Origin of the sequence: methanotrophic endosymbiont of Bathymodiolus puteoserpentis (Logatchev), from assembly GCF_900128525.1 — a bacterium.
GTDB lineage: Bacteria > Pseudomonadota > Gammaproteobacteria > Methylococcales > Methylomonadaceae > Methyloprofundus.
This window is the reverse complement of sequence record NZ_FQTQ01000083.1, coordinates 1-15,576: the sequence shown is the minus strand read 5'-3', so window position 1 is coordinate 15,576 and position 15,576 is coordinate 1. Positions and strand designations below refer to the sequence as shown.

At 39.3% G+C, this 15,576-nt stretch carries 14 protein-coding genes; 7 read left to right on the top strand and 7 right to left on the bottom strand.

Features of this window, described 5'->3' with window-relative positions; genetic code table 11:
- Position 1: 1 nt before the first annotated feature.
- The gene (locus BQ7314_RS07055; protein WP_174482999.1) at positions 2-1,162 is read right to left on the bottom strand and encodes an ISAs1 family transposase; all 1,161 of its coding nucleotides are present in this window, start codon (positions 1,160-1,162) and stop codon (positions 2-4) included.
- A 453-nt stretch (positions 1,163-1,615) separates the two neighbouring features.
- Here BQ7314_RS07055 and rpmH point away from each other — a divergent pair, with 453 nt between their 5' ends.
- From rpmH to mnmE, 5 genes are all read left to right on the top strand, one after another.
- Positions 1,616-1,750: a 50S ribosomal protein L34 gene (rpmH, locus tag BQ7314_RS07050; RefSeq protein WP_174482998.1), complete on the top strand. Its 135-nt coding sequence runs from the start codon at positions 1,616-1,618 to the stop codon at positions 1,748-1,750.
- 3 nt (positions 1,751-1,753) lie between these two features.
- Positions 1,754-2,122, top strand: a complete 369-nt coding sequence (gene rnpA, locus BQ7314_RS07045) for a ribonuclease P protein component (RefSeq protein ID WP_174482997.1) — start codon at positions 1,754-1,756, stop codon at positions 2,120-2,122.
- The gene (gene yidD, locus BQ7314_RS07040) at positions 2,104-2,331 is read left to right on the top strand and encodes a membrane protein insertion efficiency factor YidD (protein WP_174482996.1); all 228 of its coding nucleotides are present in this window, start codon (positions 2,104-2,106) and stop codon (positions 2,329-2,331) included. Before rnpA ends, yidD begins: the two co-directional genes overlap by 19 nt.
- A gap of 2 nt (positions 2,332-2,333) precedes the next feature.
- Entirely contained in the window at positions 2,334-3,956 is a 1,623-nt protein-coding gene (gene yidC, locus BQ7314_RS07035) for a membrane protein insertase YidC (protein ID WP_174482995.1), read from the top strand.
- Positions 3,957-4,116: 160 nt separating this feature from the next.
- Positions 4,117-5,463: a tRNA uridine-5-carboxymethylaminomethyl(34) synthesis GTPase MnmE gene (gene mnmE, locus BQ7314_RS07030; protein WP_174482994.1), complete on the top strand. Its 1,347-nt coding sequence runs from the start codon at positions 4,117-4,119 to the stop codon at positions 5,461-5,463.
- Positions 5,464-5,485: 22 nt separating this feature from the next.
- Here mnmE and BQ7314_RS07025 read toward each other — a convergent pair whose 3' ends face one another.
- From BQ7314_RS07025 to BQ7314_RS07015, 3 genes are read right to left on the bottom strand one after another with little or no spacing between them, the layout of a single operon-like run.
- The gene (locus BQ7314_RS07025) at positions 5,486-6,169 is read right to left on the bottom strand and encodes a glycosyltransferase family 2 protein (RefSeq protein ID WP_174482993.1); all 684 of its coding nucleotides are present in this window, start codon (positions 6,167-6,169) and stop codon (positions 5,486-5,488) included.
- Positions 6,170-6,178: 9 nt separating this feature from the next.
- Complete coding sequence (locus tag BQ7314_RS07020) at positions 6,179-6,493, bottom strand: hypothetical protein (protein WP_174482992.1); 315 nt, start codon at positions 6,491-6,493, stop codon at positions 6,179-6,181.
- Between the two features lie 31 nt (positions 6,494-6,524).
- Positions 6,525-7,244, bottom strand: coding sequence for a hypothetical protein (locus BQ7314_RS07015; protein WP_174482991.1), 720 nt, complete (start codon positions 7,242-7,244; stop codon positions 6,525-6,527).
- 173 nt (positions 7,245-7,417) lie between these two features.
- Here BQ7314_RS07015 and BQ7314_RS07010 point away from each other — a divergent pair, with 173 nt between their 5' ends.
- Positions 7,418-8,359: a transposase gene (locus BQ7314_RS07010; protein ID WP_174482990.1), complete on the top strand. Its 942-nt coding sequence runs from the start codon at positions 7,418-7,420 to the stop codon at positions 8,357-8,359.
- A 2-nt stretch (positions 8,360-8,361) separates the two neighbouring features.
- Here BQ7314_RS07010 and BQ7314_RS07005 read toward each other — a convergent pair whose 3' ends face one another.
- Positions 8,362-11,595 (bottom strand): glycosyltransferase, encoded by a 3,234-nt coding sequence (locus BQ7314_RS07005; protein ID WP_174482989.1) that lies wholly within the window; start codon positions 11,593-11,595, stop codon positions 8,362-8,364.
- A 161-nt stretch (positions 11,596-11,756) separates the two neighbouring features.
- Entirely contained in the window at positions 11,757-12,197 is a 441-nt protein-coding gene (locus BQ7314_RS07000; RefSeq protein WP_217423833.1) for a hypothetical protein, read from the bottom strand.
- Positions 12,198-12,363: 166 nt separating this feature from the next.
- Here BQ7314_RS07000 and rffA point away from each other — a divergent pair, with 166 nt between their 5' ends.
- The gene (rffA, locus tag BQ7314_RS06995) at positions 12,364-13,506 is read left to right on the top strand and encodes a dTDP-4-amino-4,6-dideoxygalactose transaminase (protein ID WP_174482987.1); all 1,143 of its coding nucleotides are present in this window, start codon (positions 12,364-12,366) and stop codon (positions 13,504-13,506) included.
- Positions 13,507-13,570: 64 nt separating this feature from the next.
- On the opposite strand, the gene BQ7314_RS06990 is transcribed toward rffA, so the two are convergent.
- The coding region (locus tag BQ7314_RS06990; protein WP_217423832.1) for an O-antigen ligase family protein at positions 13,571-15,576 on the bottom strand (2,006 nt) is incomplete at its 5' end.

Genomic DNA, 15,576 nt, shown 5'->3' with positions numbered 1-15,576 from the left:
CTCATAAAAACTTTACTTGCCTGAGCATTGATTCTAGGTTATCAACTGAATCGGATAAATTCTCTATAACTGCCTGAAAGTTTTTGGGCGATGTCTTTCTAATCAACTCAATTGCGAGGCCACGCAGCAAAGCCATAATCTGCGCTTGGTTGCCTGCTTTTGTTTTGATGTGATCTTCATTAAAAGTGACATCACGAATCCAATTGTTGGATTCCACACCCCAGTGGAAACGGATAGCACCAGCCAATTCTTCAGTCAGTGCTTGTAGCGAGCTAGATTCAATCGCTGAATTGCTCACATAATAAGAAGTATCAAAGGTCGTTTTTTGCTTGGCAATCTCAACTGTTTCTCGCTCCATAACAATAAGTACTGACAAACCACTACTTTCCCAACGAGAATCTAAGGAGAGTGAATCCAAAGAAAATAATTGGGCTCTTCGCGTGGTCACTCGCCCATGCGCCTTTTCATGACTTATCGTTTCAGCAAGGGGCGTAGATTGTATAGGTAATGACTTACATTGTTTCAGGAATATCGCTTGATTCTCTTTAACCTGAGTTAAATAAATACCATTAGCTTGATGAATTTGAGCGGTTGTTATTGGATTAAAGTGATGGGCATCCAGAGACACTTTTTGCTTTTCTAATCCGCTATCTTTTAAGAGTTCACGTACGACTGGAATCTCACTGGACTTATCGCCAGATTGTCGGGCTTGCGCCACGATTTCTCGCGTATGGTGATCAATCGCTAGGACTATATTTTGTTTGTCGCCAGCATCCAGTGTGCCGCGCAATGCTTTACCATCGATTGCTATCCATTTTTTAGATTGAGTGTAATCAATTTTAATACCAAAACAGCGCTCAATAAGTTCGTTTAATGCAGACCAATCCAAGCCATCAAGAAAACGAGGCAGGTGCGCGCGAGAAATCGGTTTAATTTTTTGGGTTTGAGTTATTTCGTATAGCCAATTGGCTCGATTGCAAATATAACGGTGAATACTAGAAAGCTTTTGGCGACCTACCAAAGTTGCTAAAACAAAACCAACGATCACCCACACCAGCGTGTGGCGCTTACCACGATTATCTCGATGCTCTGGCAAGTTATTTTTCAACAAACCTACAAAACTAGTTATTTGTTCGTTACTGACGGGTAATTCGCTGTTCATGTATCACTTATAACGCAGTTAGCGTGCCAACCATCTAAAATAAAAATAAATAGTTATTTTTCATTAAGTTGTAACTTTCACATAAAGTTACCTTAGTTATTTTTAGCGTCTATTTTTGGACAGTGCCCAGTAAATGAACGTATATTTTTGTGAACTCCATAACATTTTATATACCCTGAATTCTTATACCTTAAAGAACACCACTCTATATACTGAGCACAAAAGCACAGACTTAAGACCTGATTTTAGCTATCGAGGCTAAAGCTGCTCCCACTTAAAGTGCAACTTGAAAAATGAAAGACACCCCCCTATTCCCATTATCATTAAAAAGTATGTCATTGCCATTCACCTAAGCACTTGATGATACTCATTTAAGTTATTGACAAAAGACAATAAATTGCCTATGATTCCAGAACTTTTATATTCAACTTTTAACGTTTAGGAATCATTAAGATGAAAAGAACTTTCCAACCAAGTAAAATCAAACGTGCCCGTACTCATGGTTTTCGTGCCAGAATGGCAACAGTAGGCGGTCGTAGAGTTATCAATGCACGTAGAGCAAAAGGTCGTCACACACTTGCTCTTTAACCGTTGAATCAGAAAGCATTTAGTTTTCCATCGTCCGTACGGTTACGAGAACCCGCTGAATTTAAACGTGTTTTTGCAAACCCGGAAAGATCAACTGATAATTATTTTACAGTGCTCGCTATTGTTAATGAGCTAAAGCACCCTCGTTTAGGGCTTGCTATTGCAAAAAAACATATTAAACGTGCTGTCGATAGAAATAAAATCAAACGATCTACCCGGGAAAGCTTTAGATTACAACAACATCAGATACCTCACCTTGATCTCGTTGTAACCGCACGCAGGAATGCGGCGACAGCTGATTCAAAAACACTACAAGATTCTTTAGCTAAGCATTGGCTCAAGGTAACAAAGCGATGCGCACCCTTCTCTTAGCCCTACTAAGATTTTATAAATATTTTATAAGTCCTCTGCTGGGAAATAATTGTCGCTTTCACCCCACTTGCTCGAGCTATGCTATGCAAGCAATATCAATGCATGGCGCACTCATCGGCTCCTATCTCACAATAAAACGATTACTACGGTGTCACCCTTTTCATAACGGTGATATTGATGATCCTGTACCCAAAAAAGTTGGTAAGTAAAAATGGAGAATATAAGATTTGTACTCATCGTAATTTTATCGATGATTTCATTAATGTTATGGGAAGCATGGCAAGTGGACTATGGCCCAAAACCTGAAACTACAGCCCAACAAACCACTATTGATAGCAATGGCAACCTTGTTCCTGTCCCAAGGTCAAATACCGAGGACTCTGAACTACCTTTCCTAGAAAGCGCAGCCAATAGCATTATTACTGTGACTACCGATGTTTATCGCCTAGAGATCGATACTAAAGGAGGCACGTTACGTAATCTTGACCTTTTAGATTACCCTGTTGAAAAAGGTGAAGATACGCCTGTACGCTTATTTGATAGCAGCCCAGAAAAACTATTTTTAGGCCAAAGTGGGCTTATTAGCAGCTCTGGCTATGTCAAATTACCCAATCACAGTATAAAATTACACGCTGAGCAATATGACTACGAGCTTAAAGCAGGTGAACAATCATTGACTGTGCCCTTAACATGGACAGATCAAAACGGCTTAAGCTATAGCAAAACTTACACATTTACACGTGGTAGTTATGTTATTCAATTGGCGCAAAAAGTAGATAATCAATCAGCACAAGACTGGATAGGCAGACCCTATACACAATTGCTTCGAGTACCTCATAGCGATGGTAAGGGTAATACTTTTATTCGCACTTTTTCTGGTGCTGTTATTTACACAGAAGAAGAAAAATTTCAGAAAATCGAATTTGATGATATGGCTGAAACTGACCTTAAAGTAACCTCAACCGGTGGCTGGTCAGGTATCATCCAACACTATTTTGCTGCAGCTTGGATCCCACCCATTGGTAATGAGCAGCACTTCTTTACTAAAGAACTAAGCAATTCACGCTATGTTATTGGTTCATACCCAAACCCAACGACAGTTGCGGCAAATAGCAATACTGTTTTTACGAGCCAATTATTTGTTGGCCCTAAAATTCAGCCTATGATGGAAGCTATAGCACCCGGCTTGGAACTAACTGTGGATTACAGCTGGTTAACGATTATTGGTAAACCTATTTACAGCTTATTGAATTTTATTCATGACTTTGTAAAAAATTGGGGTTTCTCAATTATGGGCGTAACTTTCTGTATTAAATTACTCTTTTTCCCTTTGTCAGCGGCTAGCTATAAGTCAATGGCAAAAATGCGTAAATTACAGCCTCGCTTAGCACAATTAAAAGAAAGCTACGGTGATGATAGGCAAAAGTTTAACGAAGAAATGATGAACTTGTACCGTAAGGAAAAAGTCAACCCTATGGGTGGCTGTTTACCTGTTATCGTACAAATTCCAGTCTTCATTTCTCTCTACTGGGTATTGATTGAAACGGTAGAGCTAAGACAAGCGCCTTTCCTATTATGGGTACAAGATTTATCATCTAAAGACCCATACTTTGTCTTACCTGTATTAATGGGTATTAGTATGTACATACAGCAAAGGTTAAACCCTGCTCCGGTTGATCCATTGCAGGCAAAAATCATGCGTATGTTCCCAATCGTTTTTACGGTGTTCTTCATGTTCTTCCCATCAGGTTTAGTTTTATATTGGGTAACAAACAACACTTTATCAATTATCCAGCAATGGTATATCACTAAAAAGATTGTTGGTACTGACTAACACTAAATGCTTACACGGGGCATAACTCACTATTTGTAGTAGGGTGGACTTCAGTCCGCCATTGCAAAAACACGGACTGAAGTCCGCCCTACTTTAAATTAAATCTACGCCCTAAGCCGAATCATGCACTTGCTGATTCGGCTTTTTTATTGAGGCTATTATGAACATCACGCATCAAGATACAATTGCAGCCATCGCCACCCCACCTGGAAATGGCGGTATTGGAATTATTAGAATCTCAGGCAATAACGCCCTCTCTATTGCTCAGCAATTAATCAATAAAACGCTCCAGCCACGCCATGCTCACTATGCTTCGTTTTATGAACCTGATGGCACTATTATTGATTCTGGCTTGGCCTTATTTTTCCCTAACCCCGCCTCATTTACGGGAGAGGATACAGTAGAAATTCAAGGTCATGGCGGCTCTGTTGTTCTCGATATGTTGCTTAGACGCATTTTATCTTTAGGTGCACGCCTAGCCAATCCCGGAGAATTTTCAGAGCGTGCTTTTTTAAATGGTAAATTAGATTTAGCACAAGCAGAAGCTATTGCCGACTTAATTGCCAGCAGTACAGAACAATCCGCTCGCTCAGCACAAAGGTCTATGCAAGGCATATTTTCAGAGCAAATTAATTTTTTTGTAGAAGAACTGATTGAACTCCGTATTTATGTTGAAGCCGCAATTGATTTTGTTGATGAAGAAATTGATTTCTTAAGTGATGGCATCGTTGAAAATCGTATAATTCGCTTATTGCAGTCAATTCAAGCCATTCTAGCCACCGCTCAACAAGGCCGCCTACTACGTGATGGCATGACTGTGGTACTCGCTGGCAAGCCTAATGCTGGTAAATCTAGTCTGCTCAATGCACTCGCAGGACATGATGCTGCAATAGTTACCGATATTGCTGGTACAACGCGTGACGTGCTGAAAGAGCGCATACAAATAGATGGCATGCCCCTGCATATTATTGATACCGCCGGCTTACGTGAAAGTGATAATAGCATCGAACAAGAAGGTGTGCGTCGTGCGCATGCAGAAATATTAAAGGCTGATAAGATCTTACTATTAATTGATGTAAACGACCCCGAACCAGAGACTATCTCAAAAACTTTACCGAGCAATATCAACATCACCAAAATTTATAATAAAATTGATTTACTGAAAATTCAGCCAAAAATCACCAAAAATGAAAATGGTACACAAATTTACCTCTCGGTAAAACAAGACATCGGTATGGATTTGTTAAAACAGCACTTAAAGCAAAGTGTTGGTTTTGATAGCACAACGGATAATGTCTTTATCGCTCGCCGCCGTCATATAGAAGTCCTAAGCAAAGGAAAGCAATTCGTACAAAATGCCCTGGAACAATTACAAAATAATCGAGCAGGCGAATTGGTCGCTGAAGACCTAAGGCAAGCACAAAACCATCTGTCAGAAATCACAGGTGAGTTCACGTCAGATGACCTGCTGGGTAAAATTTTTAGTTCATTTTGTATTGGAAAGTAGGCTATAGTTTATCGTGCAATTATTATTTTACTTCTTTACCTGACACAGTAAAAAATAATATATCACCAACAACCGTGACTATTCTAAATAAGATAGCAATTAAAACGCTATCCCCTCCAGGGAAAATCTTATCTAAAGACACCAGAATATAACGATGCAATTCACCATAAATTTTAATACTGTCTAATACTTCTCTTTTATAAGCTTTAAAACCACAATTAAAATCATGCAATGAAATTCCCGTTAATTTAGCGGTCATTTTATTAAATAATTTAGAGGGTAAGGTTTTTGACAAAGGATCTTGGCGATTACTTTTCCACCCCGAAACCACATCATAGCCCTCAGACATTTTATCTAAAAACTTAGGAATCTCAGTTGGGTCATCTTGTAAGTCTGCATCCATGGTAAAAACAATATCACCTTGACACTCTTGAAAACCACTTGATAATGCAAAGGATTTACCAAAATTACGACGTAATTTTATCGCCTTGACAGTCGTTGGATATTGTTCTTCCAAATGTGCCATTTCTTCCCAAGAATTATCTGCACTACCATCATCAATAAAAATTACTTCAAAATGACGGTTACTATCCATTTTGATGATAGTGTCGTTAATACCTTGATATAAGGTTGCTAGAGTTTCAGCTTCATCTTTAACAGGAATGACAAAGCTTATGAATAAAGAGCGACTATCTATTGGCTTCATGAGCAAGATTTATATTTTGTGATAATAGGGAGGCCGACCGTCAATTTGGTAGCGTCCGTTTAATTGAACCCAGAGCCCCGTTGAAGTCAGCATAAAAACTTTAATGATTTTATCATGGTTATGCACCTTTCCATATCCTTGCCAACCAATCTCATCAGATAAGACTCGAGGTATGACCTTGGCTACATCCGGTCGGTTAATACCGTAAATCGCAATACCTCTGACAATACTATCCTGATTAGTCACAACGAGACATATTGGTTGAGCACCATCACTATAGGCCCAGCCTTTAACTTCTATAACACGACCATTACGCCGCCTCATTTGGTCAAAAGAGCCAAAAAATTTCTTCTTATCAACAATTATCTGGGTGGTGCGTAGGTTTGCTATAATTTAATAAATACAAACTAACAACCGTAATACTGAGAGCTACCATTAAGGCTTGATCTCGGCGCTGTAGTTTTAATAGTACTACTGCAATAACCAGCGTGGGGAATAATGCTAAACTAGTGCTATAAGTTGCCAATGCACATAAACTTAAAACAAATGTTGCCAAATAATAGCTTAGCTTCACTGTATTTGCATAATACTGCAGGGTAAGAATAGCACCTAAAGAAAAACAATTAGCAGAAATCCAAGCGGTACCACTCATCCCTAAAATCCAATTATGAGCATGTCTTGGGCTAAAGAGAAAAATAGAAACCGCCAATAATAAAGCAACAAATAAAACAGGGTACTGTCTACTTTTGACAGGAATCAATTGATAGAGTATCAATACCTGCAATACCGCCATAAACCAAGTAAAGAGACTTAAACCGACATTACTACCTCCAGTAATAACAATATTAGCCGCATAAACCAATTTCGTTAATAATATATAATGCTCATTATTCCGTATCACCCAGTCACTAATATTTCCTGAAAACTCACCTTGAGGAGAAAGAATGTGACTAATTGAGTCCCAATAATCATTATCAGGAAGAGACCCTGCATTCAAAGCATAATAAAATATTAATGATGCCGGAATAGCAACAACAATAAACTGTAAAATAAGAAAACTGATTTTTCTGAACATAAGAGCCTCTTGCAAAACCAATAAAACCGAAGAATATTCTTAGCAAGATGAGCTAAAAAAAAGAACTTACTCATAAATGGTAAAATAGGAAGCCTAAAAACAATCTAAAAGTACCAATAAATGAGTAAGTTAAACGATACATTAGCACAAACTTGGCTTAATTTCAAACATCATTGTTTCCATGGCTATCAGAAGAATTAGGGGAATTAACCGCTAAACAGCAAGGATTAGTGACAACATTGGAAATGATACGGATAGAAGAGTTTATTCTTTCCAGTAAGGGTTACCCAGGAAGACCCATCGAAGACAGAGCGGCTATAGCGAGGGCGTTTGTTGCGAAAATGGTTTATAACATGCCGACCCCCCGCATTTTACTTGATCGATTAAAAACAGATATTTCACTCAGGCGCATCTGCGGCTGGGAACGAAAAAGTGATATTTCTGGGGAGTGGACTTTTTCGCGAGCCTTTGCTGAATTTTCTGATTCACAATTGCCCGAACGTGTACACGAAAGCCTTATAAAAAAGTCTTATAAAGCTGAAATTGTCGGTCATAATTCACGCGATTCCACCGCCATAGAGGCACGTGAAAAACCCCTTAAAAAAGAGAACGTAAAAAAAGTCGCTAAAAAACGAGGGCGACCTAAAAAAGGTGAAGAACGCATCAAAGAGCCCACACGACTTGAAAAACAAGCGGCAGGCATGGGTTTGTCGGACAGGCTTGACGACTTGTCTAGCGCCTGTGATGTCGGCACCAAGAAAAATAGCAAAGGCTATAAAACCAGTTGGATAGGCTATAAATTACATATTGATTCTGCAGATGGTGGCATTCCTATTAGTTGTGTATTAACCTCCGCATCAGTACACGACAGCCAGGTTGCTATTCCCTTGGTAAAGATCAGTCATGAACGCGTGACTAATCTCTATGATTTAATGGATTCTGCTTATGATGCCCCTCAAATTCACCAACTTAGCCGAGAACTAGGCCATATACCGCTGATTGATAAACACCCTCGTAGGGATAAAGCATTAAAAGCAGAAATCAAAGCTGAAAACAAAAGATGCCGAATTGCAGGCTATCAAACAGCTGAAACAGTAATGAGCAAAAATAAATAGGCTCATACGCGCGGCGGCCAAGCAAAAGAAAAATCTTCACGATCTAATGTTAAATTCGGGTTATAGGCAGGATCGACTAATAACCCCTCTCCCCAGCGTTTTTTCATATACTCAACCTCCTCGCTAAAGCGCGCCTTCTTCTCTGGCGTATCTTCATAACCACGCGTGGCCGATTCATAATGGTACAACTCTGCATACGGCGTCCAAACATTATAAAAACCTTGCTCTTGTATACGTAAGCAAAAATCCACATCATTAAAAGCTACTGACAAATTCTTTTCGTCTAAGCCACCGACCGCATTAAACACTTCTTTTCTAAGCACTAAACAGGCTGCCGTTACGGCAGACAAATTTTGCGCCAAAAGTAAGCGCCCACAATAACCCGGGTTATCACGCAGAAAATGTTTATGCGAATGCCCAGCCACGCCACCCAAGCCGACAATCACACCTGCATGCTGGATCGTATCATCAGGATAATATAGCTTAGCACCCACAGCCCCGACTTCTGGGTGCAAGGCGTGACTCACCATTTCATCAAGCCAGTCATCATTAATTACCTCTAAATCATTATTTAATAGCGCAACGATGTCACCTTTAGCCTGCGCGACCGCCTTATTATTTAAGGCCGAATAATTAAACGGGCTATCATCTCGAATCACAGTAACTCGTGGATCTTTCTGTAAACCTTGCAAATAACGCAAAGTAACAAAATCATCACTGCCATTATCAATAATAAGTAGTTCATAGTTCGTATACTGTGTTTTAGCAAAAATACTTTCCACGCAACGGCGTAATAAACTAAAACCATTACGCGTCGGCATGACAATACTAACAAGTGGCAATGTTTCAGGTAACAGATAACGCACTCGTAAGGCGCCTGGCAAGCGATCATGCTCCAACACCTCGGCAGCTCGTTGCTTACGCTCTAAGGCCGCCTTAACAGCTTTAGTAATTAAGGCTTCGGCATACGGTTTTTCATGCACACCCTTCGCGGTACTCCCAGGGACAGCCCGCCAGTGATAAAGAATTCGCGGGATATGTACAATTTGTTCGGGCTTTAATTCGGCGGCATAGCGGAGTGCTAAATCATAATCCTGCGCACCATCAAAGTCAGAATTAAAACCACCCAAAGCTTTAACTTGTACCGTTTTATAAATGCCTAAATGACAAATAAAATTATGCGATAACAGTAACTCAGGGTTCCAGTCGGGCTTAAAATACGGCGCATAGCGCACACCCTGTAAATCCATCTTATCTTCGTCAGAATAAATCAGTTGTACATCTGGATTTTGTTGAATGGCTTTTGCAACCCAATACAAAGCATCAACGGTTAATAAATCATCATGATCCATTAATGCAACATAATCAGCTTCCACTAATGACAATGCACTATTGGAAGCCGCAGAAATATGTCCATTTTGCTCACGAAAAATAACTTTAATGCGCGGGTCTTGCTGTTGATAGTGCTCAAGCACCTCACGCACGTAACTTTTAGTTGAAGCATCATCAGCAATACACAGCTCAAAATTATCATAAACCTGCTGTAACACTGACTCAATCGCATTTTCTAAGCAGGCTCTATCAGGATTATAAACAGGCATCAGCACTGCAATTTTTGGCCTTGTTTCCCAGCGTCCTATTTCCTCCTGCACCAATGCTTGATTATTTTGTGTCATCACCCCCTCATATTCAAGTAGCCAAGTATTGTAATCATGGTGATTCACAGGCGCAGCTAAAATAGTTTCCTCCGACTCTTTTTCAATGCGCACTACGGGCTTAAATAAATGATTGATTTTCTTAGGGCTATCTTTGATAAAGCGCACCATTCGATAACTTGCCTTACTATGCACACGCTGTAAAACTTGTTCTAAATGCAGAATACTCCCTTGATGCTGCGCAACAACCCCTTCTAAGTGAGCGATATGAGCCTGTAACTGAGCATTTTTCTCCTGCTCATGTGTAAGCGATTGCCCTCTACTTTGTACCTCTTCAGTTAAATAAAATAACTCTGCATCTAACTGTTGCTCAATAATAAAAAACTTCTCTTCAAGGCGTAAAGCATGTGCTTGATGATTTTTATTATGTGCACGTTCAGCCTCTAACTGCTGCTCCATAAGAGAGATCTTTTCCTCAAACCGGCGTACATTCTCTTGATGGTTTTTATTATGTGTACGTTCAGCATCCAACTGCTGCTCCATAAGAGAAATCCTTTCCTCAGACCGGCGCACATTCGCTTGATGATTTTTATTATGTGTACGTTCAGCATCCAACTGCTGCTCCATAAGAGAAATCCTTTCCTCAAACCGGCGCACATTCGCTTGATGGTTTTTATTATGTGTACGTTCAGCATCCAACTGCTGCTCCATAAGAGATATCTTTTCCTTAAGTTGCATAGTATGCACTTGGTGGTGCTTATTATGCTCCTGCTCTTCGGCCAACAACCTCTCTAAACGTACAATTTTTTCTTGCTTCTCACCATAAAATACACCAGAACTTACTAAGGGCTTAGGTGTTAAAGCTTTAGGTAAGTGCTGTAGTAATGCAGCCTGTGCAGGACGAGCCTCAACAATAAATTGATAAGCCACAGCATTAGGCGCATGCAATAATTCATAGGCTAGCTCAGAAGCCACTAAACCAGCATTAGCCAAATGCTGATCAATCGCTTCATCTGCTAAGTCTTGAATACTATACTGAATATCACAACAAACATAGCCCGCTTGCATTAACATCGACACGAGTCCATCACAAGTATAAAAATGCAAATGCGTGTCATCAAGCAAACCCAAGGACTCATAATCAAAATGTCCTTGCAGTAATTCTAAACGTATAGATGCATGGGCAATATTAGGTATAGAAGCTAAAAGACGGCTATCAGCATGTAAAAAAGGCTTTAAACTGGCAAGTAACGCGACAGGATCTTTTATGTGCTCTAAGACATCTGCACACAAAATCACATCAAACTTCTGTCCTTCAATTTCAGCTAACCAAGCATCGCTATCCAAGTCAGCAACAATAACCTGCTCACAAAATGCTGCAGCTTGTTGCGCTGCATGACTATCAATATCCACCCCTACCACATGACAAGCCAGTTCTTCTTTTAAAAATTTAGATATATAGCCACTAGCACAACCTAACTCCAAAATTCGTTGCTGAGACTTAATTCGAACCACTAGCCCCATATGTGAATCATTCATTTGCGTCGTATCCAGTGTAAATTTGTATTTATTTTTACTCATATTAACCATTAATCTTTAAAAGAAAACTTTTGCCAAGCCTGAAACCATACAACTATGCACCAAGACTTCCTCGATTTTTATTCATTCTTGTGAGAATTCTGGCGCTATTTTACTAGGCATTATAGCATTGCAGGCACTCGCGCCTTATTCCAACCTGCGGGTTAAAAATTAATTTTGTCTATTAGTTTAGAAAGAATCACAAAGAATCCCATCACGGTGATCAATAACATCATGTTTTTATTAAGTGCTTTTTGTATGGTGTGCTCTATCTTTGCATTAAGTAAAGAAAACTCAATTTTCAAGCTTGAAAATTCCCCTCTCAATTCGGAGAACTCTCCCTTCAATTCGGCAAACTCGCCCTTCAATCCGGCAAACTCACCTTTCAAGCTGGCGACATCCGCTGTTACTTCGTTTAATTTATCATCTAAATGGTTAATATGATTGTATTGCGACTTTAATAGCAGTGTATTTATATCTTCTTGGTTTAGCCCTTTGCCTGCGCTAAACTTCTCTTCTATCTCTTTTATTTTAGGGCTTATCATTTCAATAAGCATGTCATCAACACGAGTTTTACTCATCACCACACCCCTTTCTTTGTTCATCGTGGTTTATTTTATCACTTTTATCTTATCGCTCTATAAACTGTCGTTGTAATGGTCAAGTATTTCTGTAGGCTTTCTAAGCTACAATACCCTTATTAAGGGAGTTGAACTTTCAAAAATTAGGTTATAATTCACCTTCTAGTCCCTTACCCAGCTAAATGGATTTATGCATACCATTCCCTTTAATCAATTTGCTCTGACAGGCAACGAAATCAATTACATACAACAGGCTTTACATTCCGAGATGATCTCTGGAGACGGTCAATTCAGCCTACGTTGCCAAGCCCTACTAGAACAACAACTACAAGCTAAAAAAGTTTTACTCACTAGCTCAGGCACAGCCGCCTTAGAAATGGCCGCAATCCTCGCAAATATCAAACCTGGCGATGAAGTTATTATGCCCAGCTATACCTTTGTCTCTACTGCGAATGCCTTTGTAGCACGCGGGGCAACTTGCATTTTTGTCGATATACGCCCCGATACGCAAAATATCAATGAGCAACTCATTGAACAAGCCATTAACGCTAAAACAGTAGCAATTGTTCCTGTCCATTATGCAGGTATCAGCTGTGCAATGGATACCATTCTTGAGCTCGCTACAAAATACAACTTATTAGTTATTGAAGATGCCGCACATGGCCTATACGCCACCTACAAAGGTCAGGCTCTAGGTACAATAGGAGACATAGGGTGCTTTAGCTTTCATGAAACAAAAAATTACAGCTGCGGTGAAGGCGGAGCAATTGTCATTAACAACACAAAATTTAGTGAACGTGCCGAAATTATTCGTGAGAAAGGCACGGATCGGAGTAAATTTTTCCGGGGTGAAGTTGATAAATATACTTGGCAAGATATCGGCTCTAGCTATTTGATGAGTGATTTGCAAGCGGCTTTTTTATTGGCTAATTTAGAAAAAGCGGAAATAATTAATACGCAACGCTGCGCCATTTGGAATCATTATTACCAAGAGCTTGAGGGACTTCAGGCTATAGAACTACCATATATTCCTGAGAACTGTGAACATAATGGTCATTTATTTTATATAAAAACCCCATCGACTCGCCTGAGAAAACAGCTAATTGATTTTTTAAAAGCTAAAAAAATACACACCGTTTTCCATTATTTACCTTTACACGATACACCGATGGGTTATAAACACGGTCGTTTTATAGGCTCTGATAAAGAGACCCTAAGAACCAGCGAGCAACTTTTAAGATTGCCTTTATTTTATTCTTTAAGCATTGAGTCCGCTCATTATGTGACAGAGGCAATTCATGCTTTTTTTACTCATGATGACAGCGCGTCTTAACAAGCCATAATCATTAGAAAAGGCAATACCTCACGTTTGCACCAGAAAAATAAAAGCTGCTGTATTAAGGTGATGACTGCTGTAAAACATACAAACCTTGAGAGCTAGAACGCTTAAGAGCAAGTAAACGCTGAATTTCTTGTGCGATCAAAGCATTATCTTGTGGCTTGCCTATTTTCTGATTGACCGCTAAATGAAAAGATAAAAACGCTATCCCATTTTGATAAGCGCCGATATTCAACCTATCCCACCCCGCCCAAAGAATAGCTAATGCCTTAGGGTATTGCCTATAAGCAAGTAAATATTTAGCGTAATCGTAACGTAATCTCAGCATGCCAGGGTTTAATTTTAGTGCCTGTTCGTAGGCCGCCGATGTTTCCCTAAAATCTCCCTGAGTGATGCGAAGAACCTCTGCTTTTAAAGCGTAATTTTTCGCATCAACTGCCATTTTTTCAATGGCCATATCAATTCGTTGCAATGCCAGCTTCTTTATTTCATTACGTTTTTTAAGTGACTTTGTCTCGTTTAATTGCTTAACCAAGTCAACAGCACTAAAAAATTCATAACGGTTTAAGCTGGGGAAAAACTCGCCCGCTTTACGATAAAACTTTAAGCTCTGCCCTAAGTCACTTACCTCCGTCGCTTTGTTCAAATTATAATAAGCAAGTCCCAGCACCCCTGAACTCAAAACAACTAAAACACAGCCACCTATATAAATACTTTTAAATCTCTCTGCTATCACAGGTGAAATAGACACCGTTGGTATAGCGTATTCAGTATGTAAAATTTTAGCCGCACGGCCTAAATAAAACCCAAAAATGATTTGGATTGTTAATTGATATAAATGAAACGTAAAAAACGTATGCGCTAAAAGACCAACACAAGTCACTAACAAAGCAAACGCTTCAATTTTATACTCTGAAAAAACACCCGGCGAAAAAACTAACTGCCATAACCGCTTAGTAATGATAAAAACAAAAATAGTCAGCAGAATTAAACCAATAGGCCCTAGCTCAACAAGTACTTGCAAATAATCATTATGCGCAAAAAAGCCAGATTCATTAGTCAAAGGGGCTTTATACTGAGGATAAATTAAATAAAATACCCCCAACCCCCAACCCAAAAAAGGGCGATCCAAAAACATTTGCCAAGCAGGCTGCCATAACAAATGCCGCCCTGAGCCGAGAGCAGTGATTGACGATGGTGTTAATTCAGTGTTTACATTTAAGCCGGGTATGACGGATTCCGAAGCCAAAAAGATTTGTAATATATAGCCTGCCACTAAAATAATGAGAACTATCGCACCCTGTTTAAAATAAGGTTTTTTTCGCCAAGCGATGATGACTGAAAGTAAAATAGCGCAGGCGAAAATAATAAAAAGGCCACGACTCGCAGAATTTATATTGATACGGGATATAACCGAATCTGCAGTCAAAAAACTTTGTAATATATAAGCAAGCACTAGAGCCGATAAAAATATAACACCCTGTTTAAAAAAAAGCTGTTTTCGCCAAGCCAGTATCACTGAAAATAAAATAGCACAAGCAAAAATAATTAAAACACCACGACTTAAAGTCAAGCTGATCGCGAAAGCAAATAAGCCAAGCAAAATAGTCTGCATGCTTAACACTAAAGTCGGCACTTTTTTGGTCAAGGCTTTCAGTATAATGGTAGGTAAAAGAATAATAGCTAACAATGCCGCATGCGTATTCCAATTGCCCAGCATGCCAGTAGGCCGACTTATTTGTAAAATAAACGCTTGATAATAAGTATAAAAGCAAAGCAATAAGCCAAAACCTAACAAAAGAACGTAAAAAAGACGTGCCGAGCGGTGGCTACTTGCATAGCCAATAAAATACGTTAACAAGCCTCCCAAAAAAGTAAAAACACTGAAGAGACTGATAGCTTCTGCCGTTGACCAAAATAAACTATGGAAAAATGCCCAGAGAATAAATAGAAAATAAGCTAAGAATGCTTTATCTTTTAATATTAAAAGATAATCATTTGGTTTTCTTGCATACCATAGAGCCAATCCCCATAATATGCAAAGAGCCACCCACTGTGAAATAA

Excerpts from the sequence above, each read along its gene's own strand:
- BQ7314_RS07005 (WP_174482989.1), bottom strand. The coding sequence starts at position 11,595 with ATGAGTAAAAATAAATACAAATTTACACTGGATACGACGCAAATGAAT.
- yidD (WP_174482996.1), top strand. The coding sequence starts at position 2,104 with ATGCGCACCCTTCTCTTAGCCCTACTAAGATTTTATAAATATTTTATA.
- mnmE (WP_174482994.1), top strand. The coding sequence starts at position 4,117 with ATGAACATCACGCATCAAGATACAATTGCAGCCATCGCCACCCCACCT.
- rpmH (WP_174482998.1), top strand. The coding sequence starts at position 1,616 with ATGAAAAGAACTTTCCAACCAAGTAAAATCAAACGTGCCCGTACTCAT.
- BQ7314_RS07020 (WP_174482992.1), bottom strand. The coding sequence starts at position 6,493 with ATGAGGCGGCGTAATGGTCGTGTTATAGAAGTTAAAGGCTGGGCCTAT.
- BQ7314_RS07055 (WP_174482999.1), bottom strand. The coding sequence starts at position 1,162 with ATGAACAGCGAATTACCCGTCAGTAACGAACAAATAACTAGTTTTGTA.
- rffA (WP_174482987.1), top strand. The coding sequence starts at position 12,364 with ATGCATACCATTCCCTTTAATCAATTTGCTCTGACAGGCAACGAAATC.
- BQ7314_RS07015 (WP_174482991.1), bottom strand. The coding sequence starts at position 7,244 with ATGTTCAGAAAAATCAGTTTTCTTATTTTACAGTTTATTGTTGTTGCT.
- BQ7314_RS07025 (WP_174482993.1), bottom strand. The coding sequence starts at position 6,169 with ATGAAGCCAATAGATAGTCGCTCTTTATTCATAAGCTTTGTCATTCCT.
- BQ7314_RS07000 (WP_217423833.1), bottom strand. The coding sequence starts at position 12,197 with ATGAACAAAGAAAGGGGTGTGGTGATGAGTAAAACTCGTGTTGATGAC.
- yidC (WP_174482995.1), top strand. The coding sequence starts at position 2,334 with ATGGAGAATATAAGATTTGTACTCATCGTAATTTTATCGATGATTTCA.